At 43.1% G+C, this 17,218-nt stretch carries 9 protein-coding genes and 7 tRNA genes; 8 read left to right on the forward strand and 8 right to left on the reverse strand.

Annotated features, from left to right (window positions below; translation table 11 throughout):
* Window positions 1–431 precede the first annotated feature (431 nt).
* Window positions 432–3,056, forward strand: coding sequence for a TonB-dependent receptor (locus tag FM038_RS06200; RefSeq protein WP_142872452.1), 2,625 nt, complete (start codon window positions 432–434; stop codon window positions 3,054–3,056).
* 111 nt (window positions 3,057–3,167) lie between these two features.
* Window positions 3,168–4,694: a tryptophan halogenase family protein gene (locus tag FM038_RS06205; protein ID WP_142872453.1), complete on the forward strand. Its 1,527-nt coding sequence runs from the start codon at window positions 3,168–3,170 to the stop codon at window positions 4,692–4,694.
* Between the two features lie 162 nt (window positions 4,695–4,856).
* Here the strand turns inward: FM038_RS06205 and FM038_RS06210 are convergent, their stop codons facing one another.
* A complete protein-coding gene (locus tag FM038_RS06210) occupies window positions 4,857–5,576 on the reverse strand; it encodes a SapC family protein (RefSeq protein WP_142872454.1) in 720 nt (239 codons plus the stop codon).
* Between the two features lie 935 nt (window positions 5,577–6,511).
* On the opposite strand from FM038_RS06210, the gene FM038_RS06215 reads away from it, so the two are divergent.
* The 5 genes from FM038_RS06215 (at window position 6,512) to nagP (ending at window position 14,244) form a co-directional block, all read left to right on the forward strand.
* Window positions 6,512–9,178 carry a family 20 glycosylhydrolase gene (locus FM038_RS06215; RefSeq protein WP_142872455.1) on the forward strand — a complete coding sequence of 889 codons (2,667 nt, stop codon included), beginning with the start codon at window positions 6,512–6,514 and terminating at the stop codon, window positions 9,176–9,178.
* A gap of 224 nt (window positions 9,179–9,402) precedes the next feature.
* A complete protein-coding gene (gene nagK / locus FM038_RS06220; RefSeq protein WP_142872456.1) occupies window positions 9,403–10,299 on the forward strand; it encodes an N-acetylglucosamine kinase in 897 nt (298 codons plus the stop codon).
* A 2-nt stretch (window positions 10,300–10,301) separates the two neighbouring features.
* Window positions 10,302–11,435 carry an N-acetylglucosamine-6-phosphate deacetylase gene (nagA, locus tag FM038_RS06225; RefSeq protein WP_142872457.1) on the forward strand — a complete coding sequence of 378 codons (1,134 nt, stop codon included), beginning with the start codon at window positions 10,302–10,304 and terminating at the stop codon, window positions 11,433–11,435.
* A gap of 117 nt (window positions 11,436–11,552) precedes the next feature.
* On the forward strand, window positions 11,553–12,689 hold the full coding sequence (gene nagX, locus FM038_RS06230) for a transmembrane glucosamine N-acetyltransferase NagX (RefSeq protein WP_142872458.1): 1,137 nt from the start codon (window positions 11,553–11,555) through the stop codon (window positions 12,687–12,689).
* Window positions 12,690–12,936: 247 nt separating this feature from the next.
* A complete protein-coding gene (nagP, locus tag FM038_RS06235) occupies window positions 12,937–14,244 on the forward strand; it encodes an N-acetylglucosamine MFS transporter NagP (protein WP_185965765.1) in 1,308 nt (435 codons plus the stop codon).
* A gap of 426 nt (window positions 14,245–14,670) precedes the next feature.
* On the opposite strand, the gene FM038_RS06240 is transcribed toward nagP, so the two are convergent.
* The 7 genes from FM038_RS06240 to FM038_RS06270 form a co-directional block, all read right to left on the reverse strand.
* Window positions 14,671–14,759: transfer RNA gene (locus FM038_RS06240), tRNA-OTHER, on the reverse strand.
* An 83-nt stretch (window positions 14,760–14,842) separates the two neighbouring features.
* Window positions 14,843–14,918 (reverse strand) — tRNA-Thr (locus FM038_RS06245).
* A gap of 85 nt (window positions 14,919–15,003) precedes the next feature.
* A tRNA-Phe gene (locus tag FM038_RS06250) sits at window positions 15,004–15,079 on the reverse strand.
* Window positions 15,080–15,526: 447 nt separating this feature from the next.
* A tRNA-OTHER gene (locus tag FM038_RS06255) sits at window positions 15,527–15,636 on the reverse strand.
* 227 nt (window positions 15,637–15,863) lie between these two features.
* Window positions 15,864–15,963 (reverse strand) — tRNA-OTHER (locus FM038_RS06260).
* 83 nt (window positions 15,964–16,046) lie between these two features.
* Window positions 16,047–16,122, reverse strand: a tRNA-Thr gene (locus tag FM038_RS06265).
* A 7-nt stretch (window positions 16,123–16,129) separates the two neighbouring features.
* Window positions 16,130–16,205, reverse strand: a tRNA-Phe gene (locus tag FM038_RS06270).
* 417 nt (window positions 16,206–16,622) lie between these two features.
* On the opposite strand from FM038_RS06270, the gene FM038_RS06275 reads away from it, so the two are divergent.
* On the forward strand, window positions 16,623–17,171 hold the full coding sequence (locus tag FM038_RS06275; RefSeq protein WP_142872459.1) for a cytochrome b: 549 nt from the start codon (window positions 16,623–16,625) through the stop codon (window positions 17,169–17,171).
* The last annotated feature ends 47 nt before the right edge of the window (window positions 17,172–17,218 follow it).

The following is a 17,218-nucleotide window of genomic DNA, read 5'->3' on the forward strand; positions in this document are numbered from 1 at the left end:
GCTAAACACTCGTTTTATCAGTGTGTTATAGGTAAGCTCTAATGCTTGTAAAGATGAGTGTACGTCTTTTGTATTCAGGTTTACAAAGAACTTTATTTCATTTTGTTACAGCCTATAGTGCGAACTTTTATACTAATTAGCAATCAGCAAATGTACTTTTCCCCTCATATAAATATTTTTCTTATAACTAATAATAGAAACATTTTCATCGCAAGCCCGCATATAACAAAGGTTTAACAAGTGAGTAGTTGGTCGACACCTGTAATAAAAATGTTCAAATAGACTCTAATTTGCTTGCTTAGGTTATTTTGTTGTGGCGCCGCTGTTAATTATTGTGTAATGTTTGCACTAGACATGACAGCGTTGTCATTCCATAAGGGAATGGTTATGGATATTAAAAAAATAAAATAAAGTTATGGAAGGGAAACGAGATGCGACCATCTAATTTTAAGAAAACTGTACTAGCTACAAATATAGCGTTAATGCTCGGCACTGTAGTCTCTATGTCAGCTGTCGCGGCTGATGCTGACAACGCCGCAGTAGAAGCAGATGAAAATATTGAAAAAATTGAAGTACGTGGTATGCGAGCCTCAATGAAAGCTTCAGTTAATGCAAAGCGATTTTCTAATGCAGTTGTTGACGCTGTATCAGCTGAAGATATCGGTAAATTTCCTGACGGTGATGTGGGTGAATCATTAGCGCGTATTCCTGGTGTCAGTGTTTCTCGCCAATTTGGTCAGGGGCAGCAAGTTTCAATTCGTGGTGCTTCTTCACAGTTGACCCGAACTCTGTTAAATGGCCACTCTGTATCTTCAACGGGTTGGTTTGACCAGCAAGCGATTGACCGTAGTTTTAACTACTCACTTCTTCCACCAGAAATGGTAAGTGGAATTGAAGTTTATAAGTCGTCTCAAGCAGATATTACCGAAGGTGGTATCGGTGGTACGGTTATCGTCAAGACTCGTAAACCGCTTGATCTAGATGCAAATACACTGTTTTTAAGTGCAAAAGGCGACTACGGTACGGTTTCTGAAGAGACTGATCCTGCATTATCTGGCCTTTACAGCTGGAAAAATGAAAGTGAAAGCTTTGGTGTTTTGGTCTCTGCTGCTGGTTCGCAAACTGCATACCAACGAAATGGTATCGAGACTCTTCTTGGTTGGGGCGAAATCGTTCCGACAACGTTCCAGCAAGATCGTGAACGTACCGCCATTAATGTTGCAGCTCAATACCGTCCAACGGATAGTTTAGAGTTTGGTTTAACGGTAACGAGTTTAGATTTGAAAGCTGATAATGCTAACACCTCTATCTTCTTGTTTCCTACCCAGCAAGGCGAATCAACGTGTAATCAAACAAATGCTGCTGGTGTTTGTACCGATATCACTCACTCAGGTGTAGACGCTTTTGCTTGGGCTCAAACTTGGGCACGTAAAGCAGAGATGAAATCTGATACCTATGATTTCGATTTTAACTATGAAGCTGAGAATTTCACGCTAGAAGGTCGTATCGGTAATACTTCAGCTGAAGGTGGTACAAGCCTGACTTCTAACTATGGTAATTCAATCGGTCAGTCTAGTGATTTCGCGGGACACTATGATGCGACTGGTGAAATCATTGCTATCGATATTGCAAACAAAGCATTTGATTCAAGTGACTTTAATGGTGAACTTGCTTCTGCTGGATGGGCACTTAAGAAGCAGCCAAACACAGATGAAGAAACTTATGCACAATTTGATGTAACAATCCCAGTTGAGTTAGGTGCAATTACAGCATTCAAGACTGGTATACGTTATGCGGATCATGATGTGACACAGCAGACTGACGTTGCAAATGTTGGTGAGATAGCTTCTCGTGACGCTTCATATTACTACAGTGGCACTATGTCTTCAGGTGCAGGGTTTACACTGCCAAAGCCTAATTTTGATGCCATGATCTCAGATGCAAATGCGGCAATCGATGGCTTTACTCGTGATAAGTCGGGTTATGGCACGCTCAATGAGCAGAACTTGGCGCTTTACGCTATGGCTAATTTTGAAGCGGAAGGTATTCGCGGTAACTTTGGTCTTCGCTTTGTTTCAACAGATATCGAATCTGATTACTATGCACTAAGCGATACCGGTGAGTTCGCCGATACTGTGAGTACTGATACTGCGAGTTATAGCGATGTACTACCAAGCATTAACGTAGCATTTGATTTAGCATCAGATCTCATTTTACGTACCTCAGCGTCTCAAGTTATCTCTCGTCCTAACTATTCAGAGTTATTCGCGACATCGACATTACCTGGCTTGAATGATGGTACACCGGGTAACGAGAAAGTTAACCGCGGTTCTGTATCTTTAGATCCATTTAAAGCGACTCAAGCAGATGTTAGTTTAGAGTGGTATTTTGGTGGTGAAGGTCTTGCAGCAGTTACATACTTTATCAAGGATGTGAGCTCATTTATCTCTACTCGTCAGAAGCTTAACCAGCAGATTGGTATCGAAGATAATGATCTGAGAGAACAAGGTTACAGTTCTTGTGGAGTCGGCGTTTATGACTGCTGGACTGTTAGTGAAAAGTATAATGCTAACGGCGGTCGTATCGAAGGTGTTGAATTACAGCTACAAGACTCGTTTGATAGTGGATTTGGTTATGCTGCAAACTACACTTATGCAGATGCTGGTTCTCCTTCTGAAAACTACCCAGATCAAATGGGTGTATTCTCGGACTCTTCTAAGCACACAGTAAACTTAGTTGGTTACTATGAGAACGATAGCTTTACTGCTCGTCTAGCCTATAACTGGCGTAGCGAGTACATGATGCGTGAATTACCAGGTTTCTACGGTAACCGTCAGCACCAGGATTACGGCACATTAGACTTAAGTGCTGGTTACAGTATTACAGAGTGGATGGATATTACTTTTGAAGCGGTTAACTTGACTGAAGAAGACAGTATTCAAGTTGGTGTAGCGCCACTTGACGCTGAAGTTATTCCAGAGTTCAAGGCTGACTACCCAGTATGGAGCTTCGAAGGTGAAGCTCGTTACAAGGTTGGTGTAGCTTTACGCTTCTAATCACTCATTATTCTTGTAAATAGACGAAAGCCCAGCTCATGCTGGGCTTTTTATTGAGTCATGAATTTGGTATTGATATTACCGTTAATCAACTAATGTAGAAGGCTTAGTATGGATATTAAAAAGGTCGTTATCGTTGGAGGTGGAACTGCAGGTTGGCTAGCTGCAAATCACCTTGGTAAAGCTTTGTTTAACACTGAAAATGTGTCCGTGACTTTGATTGAGTCCCCTGATATTCCGACAATCGGGGTTGGAGAAGGAACCGTTCCAGCAATAAAAAAGTCGCTGCAGAGCTTTGGCATAAGTGAAAGTGAATTTATTGCACAATGTGATGTGACATTTAAGCAGTCGATAAAGTTTTCTAATTGGCTAGATCAAGATAATCATGGCAAAGGCAACTTCTTCCATCACTTGTTTGATATGCCATCACCCATGGGGGAGGATTTAACTCCTTTGTGGCTTAGCAAGCAAGGGCATGATTATGCTAGCTGTGTTTCACCTCAGTTTACTGCTTGTGAAGCCCTCAAGGCTCCGAAGAAGATCACAACCCCTGAGTATGCAGGTTCACTTGGGTATGCCTATCATTTAAATGCGGCAAAATTTGCAAAACTACTGGCAAAAAATGGTCGAGAGAAGTTTCATGTAGAACATGTGATCGCCAATGTCAGTGAGGTTAAACTCAATGACTCTGGAGCTGTTAGCTCACTCGTTACCGATACCCATGGTGAGCTTAAATTTGACCTCTACATTGATTGCACTGGGTTTGAATCTCTGATTATAGATAAAGCGCTTAAGGTGCCTTTTGTTGATAAGTCAAAGCAGCTTTTGGTGGATAGGGCGTTGGTCGTACAGGTACCTACTGATGTCAATGAATCTATCCCACCATTCACTCTAGCCACGGCTCATCAAGCTGGATGGATCTGGGATATCGCTTTACCGAATAGACGGGGAGTGGGGTTTGTCTACTCGACTAAATATATGGATGACAAAACAGCCATTAAGAAGTTAGATAAATACTTAGGGGGAGGCTTATCTGATTTTAATTATCGCTTTCTGCCTATGAAAGTAGGGTACAGAGAGAAGTTTTGGCATCAAAACTGTATTTGTCTCGGATTAGCCCAGGGCTTCTTAGAGCCTTTGGAGGCAACTTCTATTTTGCTTACTGACTTTGCTGCTGGCTATATCGCTAATCGCTTTCCCAAATCTGTAGCGAAAATGGAAGATATTCAAACTCAATTCAATCAGGTTATGAAGTATGCATGGGAGAGAGTTGTGGAGTTTATTAAGCTACATTACTGCCTATCGGATAGAACGGATTCTCAGTTTTGGATAGATAACAGGGATCCAAAGACTATTCCTGATGAGTTAGCGAGAAAGCTATCTCTGTGGGAGACTTATGTGCCTAATAGAGAGGATTTCTTTAGTAAATTTGAGGTGTTCGATCTGGAGAATTATCTCTATGTTCTATATGGGATGAAGTATAAAACTCAAGTTGATGCACTAACAGATGAACAGATGAGTCTTGCCAATAAGCAGTCTTTGCACCTTGCTGAAATTGGCAAGCAACTCACAGAGGAACTGCCAGAGCATCGAGAACTACTCAATAAGATAAAAGAGCATGGACTGCAATCAATCTAGCTTGCTTTAGTCGACGAGATTGACTGAAACATCTTATGAGCGCTTACGCTGTGAAGCAGGCGAGTTGTCACCCTGCCTGCTGGTCCTCCCACCATCACATATTTGTTGGTGAGTTCACCTTGTTACCTCACTCTCCATTGAGGTGGGAGTTAGCTTATTTGCTTATGACTGCAGGTTATCAAACTCATTTTGCTTAATGATTAATCGAGCAATCTGATTCAAAGACGTTAGGTGAGCATAAATGAGTGGCAATAATCCTTTATTTTTTAGAGTAAGAAAATCCTCATCCTTTAGCTCATTCAAGGCCTTCTCATCAATGATGTACACTCCATCAATATTAACGTTTAGGCTCTCATCACTCAGTTTAACTGTCAGTTGTTTAGGCGTGAGTAGTTTCAAGTCTGCAAAGTACTTGGTTATGCCACTTGTCTGCTGAGTAAAGCTGGCTAAATCGAGTAGCGCATTGGAGCGTTTTTTGAGGTACTCAGTTTGCTCTCCTGATGCATCAAATAACTTATTGCCTTCTGATGAAACAAGCTCGCTCTCATCATCAATACAAACCATGATTTCATCGCTATTTTTTGATGTTTGCATTAAAGACAGTGGTGCATTACTGAATCCAACGGGTGTGACGGCTGCGCTCCAGTTATTTGACTGACAATATAAATTGAAGTTGCTCTTAATTCCCATCATGGCAATAGGAGTGAACTGACCATTTTCTGTATTTTTAACAAATACGATGGGAAATTCAGTCGCTAATACAGCAAACTCTTGTACGACTATAGGGATCAGACTTTGCTCAGAGAATCGACTGTGATCATTAGACTCTTTTATAGCAATATCCAGGTGTTTTGTAGAGTTTAATGGAGAGATATTTGTCATCTTATTTTTCCTCGAATTATATTATTATCATTCTTATTTGAGTGAACTAGCTGCTTGAATCGAAAATTGTTGTGTGGAGCCTGATCCCTGTGACGCAGAGGGGGAGCACCTATACAAATAATGTTATCAACTTTTGACAACGTTGTCATATTTTGGTGTTGCCAGCCAAGCTGTTGTATAAAATTAATAAGAACGAGTTATCTAGCCCAGTCTAACTTGAGCAAGAGATTTAAATGAATGTCAAAAAAATGTAGATATTCTGTTGGCTCTTGTGTATGTTTGTGAATGACAGCGTTGTCATCTGCTTGTGTGATGAGTTGTCTTGTAAGGTCTGCATGAATAGGAAGAGGTCTCCTAATTCGTGTTTTGGCAGATGTAATAGGGTCAAACTCATTACATTTGTGTTTGAAATTTCAATAGTCTCTCCCCAGAAACTAGACTTGGCTAGGTGTTTTATCAGTAATTATGTGATGAATCACCTAGCTTTTTTTTATGTGGATTTTGACGGTATGGAATAGATTTAGAAGTTGTAAGTGAAACAAATCCAAACACTATTGCCCATGCTACTAGAAAGGTGATTCAGGTTTAAGGTGTACAAGAGAGGCGCTACAATTGATGAGACAGTCTTATCTTGTAAACAGATAACTGAGGTCACTCAGGACTTCCTTCAAAGCCCTACCTTAAATCTCACATGTTTCATAGCTAGCCCGTTGGACCTTACGTCTGTCTAAGTTTGCGTCAGTGATGATGACCTGACACTATTTAGTACTGACTTATAATTATTAATTTTGTAGTCCACAGTCTCAGATAAAACTTAGCATTTTAACGATTTAATAGAGGTGCAAGTTCTGGTTATATCAGGGGGGAAGATTGCGGCTAAGGTGGCTCATTTCATCTTGAGATGAGAAGACATTGAATCATAGTAGAGGGATAGAATGAAATTGAAGTTGATCACTGCCGCAATAACACTTGTGCTAGCAACGAGTGCTTGCTCCGATGTAAAAACTGAAACGAATAACCAAGTGTCCGCCGAGTCGAGTCAAGCTAACGCTAAGAACCTAGATCAAGCACAATTAAACACGCTCGGGGAGACATTAGACATAAAGTATCGTTTAGTGACTAACTACCCGCAAGGTTGTCCGACTTCTGGTGTTGACGGTCGTTGTTTCACGGCGCAGATAGATTTGACCTCTGCTGTTGATTTAGATAGCCAAGATTGGTCTATCTACTTCAGTCAGATGCGCCCGGTGCAGTCGGTGAGTTCAGGTGAGTTTACAATTACTCGTGTGAAAGGCGATCTACATAAGATAGCGCCGACAACTGAGTTTAAAGGACTCAAGAAGGGCGTCACTAAGACCCTAGAGTTTAAAGGTGAGCTATGGCAACTATCTGAAACCGATGCTATGCCAAATTATTATCTGGTATCAGGAGAATTAGATCCTGTTCTTATCAGGAGCACTGCAGTGACCCTGGACAGTGAAACCGGCATGGAGCTTCGTCCCTACGCCGTGTCTTTCACCGATGAAGAAACACAATATAAGCGAAGTGATACAGATAAAGTGAAGTGGGCGACACCTGAAATACTTTTTCAGGCGAACCAGGGAATAGACTTTCAGCCTGAGCTGGTTACCAACACGATAATTCCAACTCCCTTGAACGTTAATGTGAGCTCCACTGATCGACCTGTATCCCTAAAAGGCGGCATAAAGCTCGAGCTTCATGAGGTTAAACGTAGCGCCATCGATGCTGCTGTAGCCCGTTTGAGTCGTATCGGTGTCAATGAGTCATCGTCTGGTCTAGTCGTGAGTTTCTTACCGCTTAAGGTCAAGTCAACACTAGGTTCGTATCTGTTAGATATCACCAAAAATAAAATCACCATCTCTGCAGCCGATGATGCAGGGTTTTCCTATGGTCTATCCTCACTGACCAGCCTTCTCGATAGTAACGACTTGGTTGTTAATACCATGAGAGTCGAAGACTCTCCTCGCTATGATTTTCGCGGCATGCATATCGATGTGTCGAGAAACTTCCATAGTAAGCAGTTAGTGCTGGATATGTTAGATCAGATGGCGGCTTATAAATTGAATAAGCTTCATCTGCATATGGCCGACGATGAAGGTTGGCGTCTGGAAATCGAGGGTTTACCTGAACTGACTGATATCGGCAGTAAGCGATGTCATGATTTAAGTGAAACAAGGTGTCTGTTACCTCAATTAGGTAGCGGCCCATTTGCCGATGCTAAGGTCAATGGCTATTACTCTAAAGCCGATTATATCGAGATTTTAAAATATGCGGGGGCCAGACAGATACAGGTTATCCCCTCAATGGATATGCCGGGACATTCAAGAGCCGCTATCAAGTCGATGGAAGCACGTTACCGTAAGTTAGCGGCAACTGGGGATATAAAAGGGGCCGATGAGTATCGCTTAATCGATCCAAAAGACACCACTGTCTATTCATCGATTCAATACTATGACGATAACACCCTTAACGTGTGCATGGAGTCGACTTTTCACTTCGTCGACAAGGTAATTGATGAGATTGCTACATTGCATGAGCAAGCGGGTCAGCCTCTATCTGTCTATCATATTGGTGCCGATGAAACGGCTGGTGCATGGTTAGACTCTCCTATGTGTAAGGCATTCCTTGCCGACAATAAGCAAGGCGTGAGTACAAGTGATGAGTTCGGTGCCTATTTTGTCGAGCGTGTGTCGAATATCTTGCATGAAAAAGGCATAGAGCCTGCAGGTTGGAGTGATGGAATGAGCCATACCCGTCCAAAGAACATGCCAAAAACCTCCCAAACCAATGTGTGGGATGTTATTTCACACAATGGTTTTCGCCGCGCACATCAGCAAGCAAATTTAGGCTGGGACGCCATATTGGGGATGCCTGAGATGCTGTATTTTGATTTTCCCTACGAGGCGGATCCTAAAGAGCACGGTTATTACTGGGCGAGTCGTAACACCAACGAACGTAAGTTATATGGTTTTATGCCAGATAACTTACCCGCTAATGCTGAGCAGTGGACCGATATCCAAGGTAAGCCATTCGAAGCCGATGATACAGAGAAGCGAGATAAAGCAGGCAAGCTAGTCAGTGGCCCAATGAAGGAGGGAGTGTCATTTTCCGGTCTTCAGGGGCAGATTTGGAGTGAAACACTCAGAAGCGATGCCGTGGTCGAATATATGACCTTTCCACGATTACTTATATTGGCTGAGAAAGCCTGGCACAAGGCGAGTTGGGAAGTGCCTTATCAATATAAAGGAGCTGTCTATAATCAAACTAGCGGTTACTTTTCCCAAGAGATGCGCAATGAGCAGGCGAGTCAGTGGGCAGTGTTAGCCAATACTCTGGGGCAGAAAGAATTAGTCAAACTGGATAAGGCTGGCATCGAATACCGAGTACCTACCGTAGGCGCGCATATACATGAAGGACAACTGTTAACGAACCTTATCTATCCAGGTTTAACCATCGAGTATCGAGTCAATGGTGGAGAATGGCTTGTTTATCATTCACCTGTCGCTGTCGATGGGCAAGTAGAAGTTAGGGCCATAGCTGCCAATGGTAAGAGAAAAGGGCGCGCCTTGATTGTAAGGTAACAGGTGGTTAACACATGTGGCTGCATGATTTCCTAATCAGTGAAGCTAGCCCAACTCCTTCCTCTGTGGTACTTTCAGCTGAATTAAAGCTAATCTTATTCAGCTGAAAGAAAATAAATGACAACGCTGTCATTTGTGTTGTAACATGAAGTTAACTTAGTCAGTGAGCAAGGTATTGCGCGTAGCGATAAACCTTGGATAAAAAAACTGTGAATGAGGTCTGTATGAGTGTGAACCAGACGAAGGAGAGACCGTTGTTTATAGGTATTGATGGTGGCGGCAGTAAATGCAGAGCAACAATTTACTCTAGCGAAGATAGTGTAATTGGAACTGGTGTCGCTGGGCGAGCAAATCCACTTCACGGCTTATCACAAACATTTGAATCTATTCAGATGTCGACCGAGCTTGCGTTAAAAGATGCCGGAATGAGCTTAAGCGACAGTAGGGCACTCGTTGCCGGAGTCGGACTTGCGGGAGTGAATGTCCCTAGGCTTTATCAAGATATCGTTAACTGGAAACATCCGTTTGCCGATATGTTTGTTACCACGGATCTGCATACCGCTTGTATCGGCGCACATCGTGGCGGCGAAGGTGCGGTGATCATCACGGGCACAGGTTCCTGCGGATATGCTAATGTCGATGATAAGCACCTGTGTCTTGGCGGTCATGGCTTCGCTCTGGGTGACAAAGGCAGCGGCGCTTGGTTAGGATTAAAGGCAGCCGAGCAAGCTCTGTTACATCTCGATGGTTTCGCAGAAAAGACTCTATTGACGGAGCGTATTCTCAATCACTTCAAAGTTCATGATGCTATGGGCATAGTTGAAAACCTGGCGGGTCAAACTTCCAGTGTGTATGCCAAGCTAGCCAGAACCGTGCTTGAATGTGCTAATGAGCAAGATCATGTAGCCAAAGGAATCGTTAAAGAGGGGGCGGCTTATATCAGTGATCTCGCTCGTAAACTATTCGAAGTGAATCCTCCGCGTTTTTCTATGATAGGTGGGTTAGCCGAGCCCTTGGCGCCTTGGTTAGATAGCGATGTTATCGCTAAGCTATCACCAACGTTAGCTCCTCCTGAGCTTGGGGCGACCTATTTTGCGCGTCAAAAGTTTAGGATCAAGTAGACATGAAACAGACAATAATTGCTAAGCGGGTATTTGATGGTGAACAGTTTCATCATAATCTGCCTATCACGATAGAGGATGGTCATATCCTTGCCTTGGATACTGTCGCTGGTGCAACAGAAATCTCAGTCGATGGGACCTTGGTTCCCGGATTTATCGATGTGCAGGTTAATGGCGGCGGAGGTGCATTATTTAACGGCGACCCCTCAGTTGAGTGCATAGAGACTATCGGCAGCGCGCATGCACAATTCGGTACCACAGGCTTCTTACCCACATTAATTACCGACGATGTCAATGTCATGAGCCGAGCGGCTGATGCCGTTGCTGCTTCATTGGTTAAAGGAAGTGCCGGGGTTTTAGGTGTGCATTTTGAAGGTCCACATCTGTCTGTTCCGAAAAAGGGCGTCCATCCAGAGTCTCATATTCGTCGAATTTCTGATGCTGAATTAGAGATATTCAGTCGTAGCGATCTGGGGATAAAAATCGTTACCTTAGCGCCTGAAAATGTGTCGGTGGATGTGATTAAAGCCTTAGTCGCTGCCGATGTCAGAGTCTGCCTCGGTCACTCTAATGCCGATTATGAAACAGTCGTTGCTGCGTTAGAAGCTGGGGCCACAGGCTTCACACATCTCTTTAATGCCATGTCTCCCTTTGGTTCGCGTGAGCCAGGTATGGTCGGTGCGGCACTGGAAAGCCGAGATGCCTGGTGCGGACTCATTGTCGATGGTCACCATGTCCATGCAGCCGCGGCTAGAGTGGCAATTTACGCTAAGCCAAGAGGCAAGGTTATGTTAGTCACAGACGCTATGCCACCTGTAGGTCTCGAAGAGGAAACGAGTTTCGAGCTCTTCGGTACTCAGGTCATACGTCAGGGGTCTAGATTAAACGCCGTGACGGGTGAGCTGGCTGGTTGTGTATTAGACATGGCGGGTGCGGTTAGAAATACGGTCAAAATGTTAGGTTTACCCTTAGATGAAGCGATTCGTATGGGATCTTTATACCCAGCTGAGTATCTAGGATTAGCCAAAAGGCAGGGACAAATAAGTGTAGGTAGCCGAGCGGATTTAGTGTTGCTCAACGATGACCTGAAGGTACAGCAGACATTGATAGGCGGTACATCTGTTTTCAAGGCCTAGTGTTACCGATTAATATAAAGCCCTAGTCGTCTAGGGCTTTATATTATCTAGAGTCTGTATATAAAAGAACAATAAAAATAGTGAAGTAATAATAACGAAAAATAGAGGGAAATTGTCATGGAAGCGAGTCTTGCTAAAGGCCCCAAACGCAGATTGATGTCACTCGATGCGCTAAGGGGCTTCGATATGTTCTGGATTTTAGGCGGTGAGGCACTCTTTGCCGGCTTACTCGCCTGGACCAGTTGGCAAGGCTGGAAGTTTGCCGATGCTCAGATGCACCATAGTCAATGGCACGGATTCACCTTTTACGATCTAATATTCCCTTTATTTATTTTCCTCTCAGGCGTTGCACTTGGGTTATCTCCTAAACGCTTAGATAAACTACCTATAGCCCAGAGAATGCCACTCTATAAGCATTCAGTGAAACGACTCTTGTTGTTACTTTTCTTCGGTGTGCTCTATAACCATGGATGGGGCACAGGAGCGCCAGTTGCCATAGATGAAGTACGATACGCCAGTGTTTTGGGGCGTATCGCTTTCGCCTGGTTCTTCGCTGCCATGTTAGTCTGGCATACCAGCTTAAGAACTCAGCTATGTGTCACCTTAGGTATTGTCATCGGCTATGGGCTTATGCAGCTATTTATGCCATTCCCTGGTGGAACTGCCGGCGTGTTTACCCCACAAGACACGATCAATGCTTATGTCGATACGCACTTTTTACCCGGGATCACCTACCAGAATAGAGCCTTAGATCCAGAAGGGATCTTGTCGACTATTCCTGCGATAGCCAATGCGATGGCTGGGGTCTTTGTTGGTCATTATATCGTTAAGGAACATAGGAGGGGAGAGTGGGCTAAAGTGGCTTATTTGCTGCTTGCTGGAGCCTTTACTCTAGCTTTAGGTTGGTTGGTCGATTTGGTCATCCCCGTGAATAAAGATCTCTGGACCAGCTCTTTCGCGCTAGTGACTACCGGCTGGAGCATCATATTACTAGCCGTTTTTTATGCATTGGTGGATGTGCTTAAATGGCAAAAAATTGCATTTCCTTTTGTGGTGATAGGCTGTAATGCCATCATCATCTATTTAGCTTCGAGCATAGTAAATTGGACATATATTTCCAAAAGCCTTTTTGGGGGAGTCGTCAATGCTTTCCCTGCATCGGCACAAGCGTTAGCTGCAGTGGTTGCACTGTTATTAGTGCAATGGCTACTACTCTGCTGGATGTATAAACGCGGTATTTTCATTAAGGTTTAAGTCTTAAGCGGTAAAACTTGAATGTTTTTTAACTCATTAAATCGGCGCTTTAGCAGGGAATTGGATAAAAAGCGAAAATGACAGCGTTGTCTTTTTTGCTTTTATGTTTTAACATCAATGAAACAAAGTCAGTATTTTCTCTTGATAGAGAAGTGGTTTTGGGCTTTTGACTATAAATCTAGTGTATAAATGTTAAAGATATATTAACTGTACCGATATCTACAATAAAATTATAAGAAGCAGGCTTATGGAAATGACAGTAAAGAGTGAAAGTAAACGCAGTAACTTTATCCCGATGGCAATTGTCGCCGGACTGTTTTTCATTTTAGGGTTCGCGACCTGGCTCAATGGCTCGTTGATGCCCTATTTGAAACAAATCCTTCAGTTAACCCCCCTCCAAGCATCTCTCATTCTATTTTCGTTTTATATTGCAGTGACTTTTACTGCACTACCCTCGGCGTGGTTGATAAGAAAGGTTGGATATAAAACCGGAATGGCGTTAGGCATGGGGATCATGATGATTGCTGGCCTGCTATTTATTCCTGCGGCTAAGACGCAAATCTTTGGCTTGTTCTTATTTGCCCAGCTAGTAATGGGAGCAGGGCAAACCTTGCTTCAGACTGCTGTTAACCCTTATGTTGTTCGCCTTGGTCCTGAGGAGTCTGCCGCAGCACGAGTCAGTGTGATGGGAATATTGAACAAGGGTGCAGGTGTTATCGCACCACTAGTATTTAGTGCCCTAATTCTTGATAGCTTCAGAGACCGAGTGGGGATGGATCTGACTCAAGCGCATATTGATGAGATGGCCAATAGTTTGGTATTTCCTTATCTAGGTATGGCTTTATTCATTGGTCTATTAGCTGTTTTAGTTAAGAAATCATCTCTCCCTGAACTGGAGAATGAAGAAGATGATGTGGAAACTAGTGGTAAAGGGCATACGAGAGAAGCATTATCTCATCCCAATTTAGCATTAGGTGTTGTAGCCCTCTTCTTTTATGTTGCAGTGGAGGTGATAGCTGGTGACACGATTGGCACATTCGCACTATCACTTGGCATTGAAAGCTATGGTGTGATGACCTCGTATACCATGATCTGTATGGTTGTCGGCTATATCATCGGCATCTTAACGATTCCTCGTTTTATCTCACAGCCAAAAGCATTAATGGTCTCAGCCATTTTAGGCATGGTGCTGACGCTAGGGATCTTATTCGGTGACAATGAGTCTTATGCAATTGCAAACCTAGTATTAGTTCCGTTTGGTGGCGCTCAGTTACCCGATACCTTGTTGATGATTGCGCTACTTGGTTTGGCTAATGCCATAGTATGGCCAGCGGTATGGCCGTTAGCACTCTCGGGCATGGGCAAGTTAACAAGTACGGGTTCTGCACTTCTAGTCATGGGTATTGCTGGTGGCGCATTCGGGCCACTGTTCTGGGGCTTAACCAGCTCAGCAACACCTTTAGGTATTCAAGGTGGCTATATGGTGATGTTCCCTTGTTACCTGTTTATCCTTTTCTATGCGGTGAAAGGCCATAAAATGAAAAGCTGGAAGTAGCACCTAAAAAGAGTTATCAGTAATAGAAAGGAGCCTAAGGCTCCTTTTTTTGTGTCTGGTAAATTTATCTAAAGGTTCTAGATTCTAGGTTCTAGATTCTAGGTTATAGGCCCTAGGTTCTAGGAGCTGAATAGGGGCTGATTTAGTTGAGACTGAAAGTAAGGCTCCCAGTGAGTAGGGAGTCTCAGGCTCTTAGGGTGATAGAGCAAATACTTTAGCTATTAATGGCTATACGGGCACCTAGAGTCGGCCTTTTGCCATAGGAAGGGATCTACTGCTGCTCGTATATTGCTAAGATTTAGCAAGTCACTAAGTTGCTCTTTACACGAGCCCTACCAATTGAGCTATGCCGGCGTGAGCTTTTATTCTTCTATCCACAAATTCCAGATACAAAAAAGCCACTCAAAAGAGTGGCTTCATCGTATATGGTGCCGGCACCAAGAGTCGGCTAAGGGGACCTACTGCTGCTTGTGTAAAGAGTCAGTCAGTTGCTCTACCAACTGAGCTATGCCCGCTTGCACTTTCATCCTTCTATCCATAAATCCATAAAATTTAGACATAAAAAAGCCCCAACTAAAGTTGAGGCTTTTTTATTGTATGGTGCCGGCACCAAGAGTCGAACTCGGGACCTACTGATTACAAGTCAGTTGCTCTACCAACTGAGCTATGCCGGCTTATCTTACTTCAAATAAAAACTCGGGAGTAATCTATTTGATTACCAGTCACAACTCAAACAACTGAGCTATGCCGGCTAAATGTTGGTGCCCGAACCCGGAATCGAACCAGGGACACGAGGATTTTCAATCCTCTGCTCTACCGACTGAGCTATTCGGGCAGCTAAACTAAGTATTAGCTATCTACTTCAAACAAGCATTAAACCTAGGTTTAACTCTTGAGCTGTAAGCCCTGTCTCGTTTGGAGTGCGCGTATAATATAGTTATGTTCTTGGCGGTGCAAGCCCTTTTTAATCAAATTTGTTTAAGCTGTCAAAAACTGAACAATCAAGAATTCCACGGGCAGTATTTTAGCCCTAGTTAAGGTTCCTATTTGCCTAGAGAGCCGAATAAAAGCTAGAACTTCTAAAGTCGGCTCATGCTCTTTGGTTACAGGATATAGAAGAATAGGGACCTACAGCCGTTTGTGTAAAGAGTCAGTAGTTCTACCTACTAAGCTCCACCAAATTAGCTATGCCGGCTTGAGCTGTAATTCGTTTCGAGAAGGGAATTATAGATACAAAAAAGCCACTAATTAAAGTGGCTTGCTTGTTCTTCACTTTTGATTAAGCCAGCACCAAGAGTCGGCTATTTATGAAAGAAGGGGACCTACTGCTGCTCTTATATTGCTGAGATTTAGCGAGTAAGTCAGTTGCTCTACCAACTGAGCTATGCCGGCTTGCACTTTCATCCTTTTATCCATAAATCCAAAAAAATCAGACATAAAAAAGCCCCGAACAATGTCGAGGCTTTTCTCTTTATTTGTAAAGAGGTGGTGCCGGCACCAAGAGTCGAAGCTCCGGTGGAAGTAACCTACTGATTAAATTCAGCTAATAGGGCTCATTGTTTCACTTAGATAAAAAGCAGATACAAAAAAGCCACTCAAAAGAGTGGCTTCATCGTATATGGTGCCGGCACCAAGAGTCGGCTATTTATGAAAGAAGGGGACCTACTGCTGCTTGTGTAAAGAGTCAGTCAGTTGCTCTACCAACTGAGCTATGCCCGCTTGCACTTTCATCCTTCTATCCATAAATCCATAAAATTTAGACATAAAAAAGCCCCAACTAAAGTTGAGGCTTTTTTATTGTATGGTGCCGGCACCAAGAGTCGAACTCGGGACCTACTGATTACAAGTCAGTTGCTCTACCAACTGAGCTATGCCGGCTAAATGTTGGTGCCCGAACCCGGAATCGAACCAGGGACACGAGGATTTTCAATCCTCTGCTCTACCGACTGAGCTATTCGGGCAACTAAACTAAGCGTTAGTTAACTACTACAAACAAACTCTAAATAGGGTTGTTAATGCCCTTGTCGTTTGGAGTGCGCGTATCTTATAGCGCACTCTGATTTCCTGCAAGTGCTTTTTCGTCATAAATATACTGTTCGGTTAGTTAATGTCCAAGCTCAGCTAGATGGCTGATTAGTTTAACCGTAAAAATTGTCAATATGTCCAAGTTTGAACCATTTTAGATGGTTGAAGGTTTAGATAGCTAGGTTCTTGATCGCTATTCTTTATTAAGAGGGGATTTAGGAGGAAATAGCTGGGTATTGGCTAACCGTTCGAAAATTTAAACCTTTATCGACAATATTTAGAGATTTTAGTTTTAAAAATAGAACGTATTATGTAGGGCATAAGTTAATCACTCGTTATTCATAAGGTCTGTCATGTTTCGTAATACAGAAAAATCCTATGGGCTCACAGCTATCTTGGTTCATTGGATATCGGCAATCGCTGTCATAGGCCTGTTTGCTGCTGGGGTTTGGATGGTTGAACTAACCTATTACAGCAGCTGGTATAAAACAGCACCAGATCTACATAAAAGCGTCGGCATAATATTGTTTATCTTAACGATTGCGAGAATGGCTTGGAAGTTTACTAATCCCAAACCTGCAGCATTGAGCGAACATAAAAACTGGGAAGTTAAAGCCGGGCACCTGGCTCATGGTGCTATCTACTTGTTACTGCTTTTGATTATGAGTAGTGGATATCTTATCTCTACAGCTGATGGACGGGGTATAAGTGTTTTTAATCTGTTTGAGGTTCCCGGAGCCGGAGAGTTGTTCGCTAGTCAGGCCGATATTGCCGGTTTAGTTCATCAGTTTGCCGCTTACAGTCTGATTGGTCTTGTCGTCATACATATGTTGGGAGCATTTAAACACCACTTTTTTGATAAAGATTCAACACTGGTAAGAATGATCACGGTTTTAAAATAGCCATTTAAATAAGCAGAAGCTTAGAAACAGTTAAAAGGAAGATAGAA

Origin of the sequence: Shewanella eurypsychrophilus, assembly GCF_007004545.3 — a bacterium.
Lineage (GTDB): Bacteria > Pseudomonadota > Gammaproteobacteria > Enterobacterales > Shewanellaceae > Shewanella > Shewanella eurypsychrophilus.

Excerpts from the sequence above, each read along its gene's own strand:
- FM038_RS06200 (WP_142872452.1), top strand. The coding sequence starts at position 432 with ATGCGACCATCTAATTTTAAGAAAACTGTACTAGCTACAAATATAGCG.
- FM038_RS06205 (WP_142872453.1), top strand. The coding sequence starts at position 3,168 with ATGGATATTAAAAAGGTCGTTATCGTTGGAGGTGGAACTGCAGGTTGG.
- FM038_RS06210 (WP_142872454.1), bottom strand. The coding sequence starts at position 5,576 with ATGACAAATATCTCTCCATTAAACTCTACAAAACACCTGGATATTGCT.
- FM038_RS06215 (WP_142872455.1), top strand. The coding sequence starts at position 6,512 with ATGAAATTGAAGTTGATCACTGCCGCAATAACACTTGTGCTAGCAACG.
- nagK (WP_142872456.1), top strand. The coding sequence starts at position 9,403 with ATGAGTGTGAACCAGACGAAGGAGAGACCGTTGTTTATAGGTATTGAT.
- nagA (WP_142872457.1), top strand. The coding sequence starts at position 10,302 with ATGAAACAGACAATAATTGCTAAGCGGGTATTTGATGGTGAACAGTTT.
- nagX (WP_142872458.1), top strand. The coding sequence starts at position 11,553 with ATGGAAGCGAGTCTTGCTAAAGGCCCCAAACGCAGATTGATGTCACTC.
- nagP (WP_185965765.1), top strand. The coding sequence starts at position 12,937 with ATGGAAATGACAGTAAAGAGTGAAAGTAAACGCAGTAACTTTATCCCG.
- FM038_RS06275 (WP_142872459.1), top strand. The coding sequence starts at position 16,623 with ATGTTTCGTAATACAGAAAAATCCTATGGGCTCACAGCTATCTTGGTT.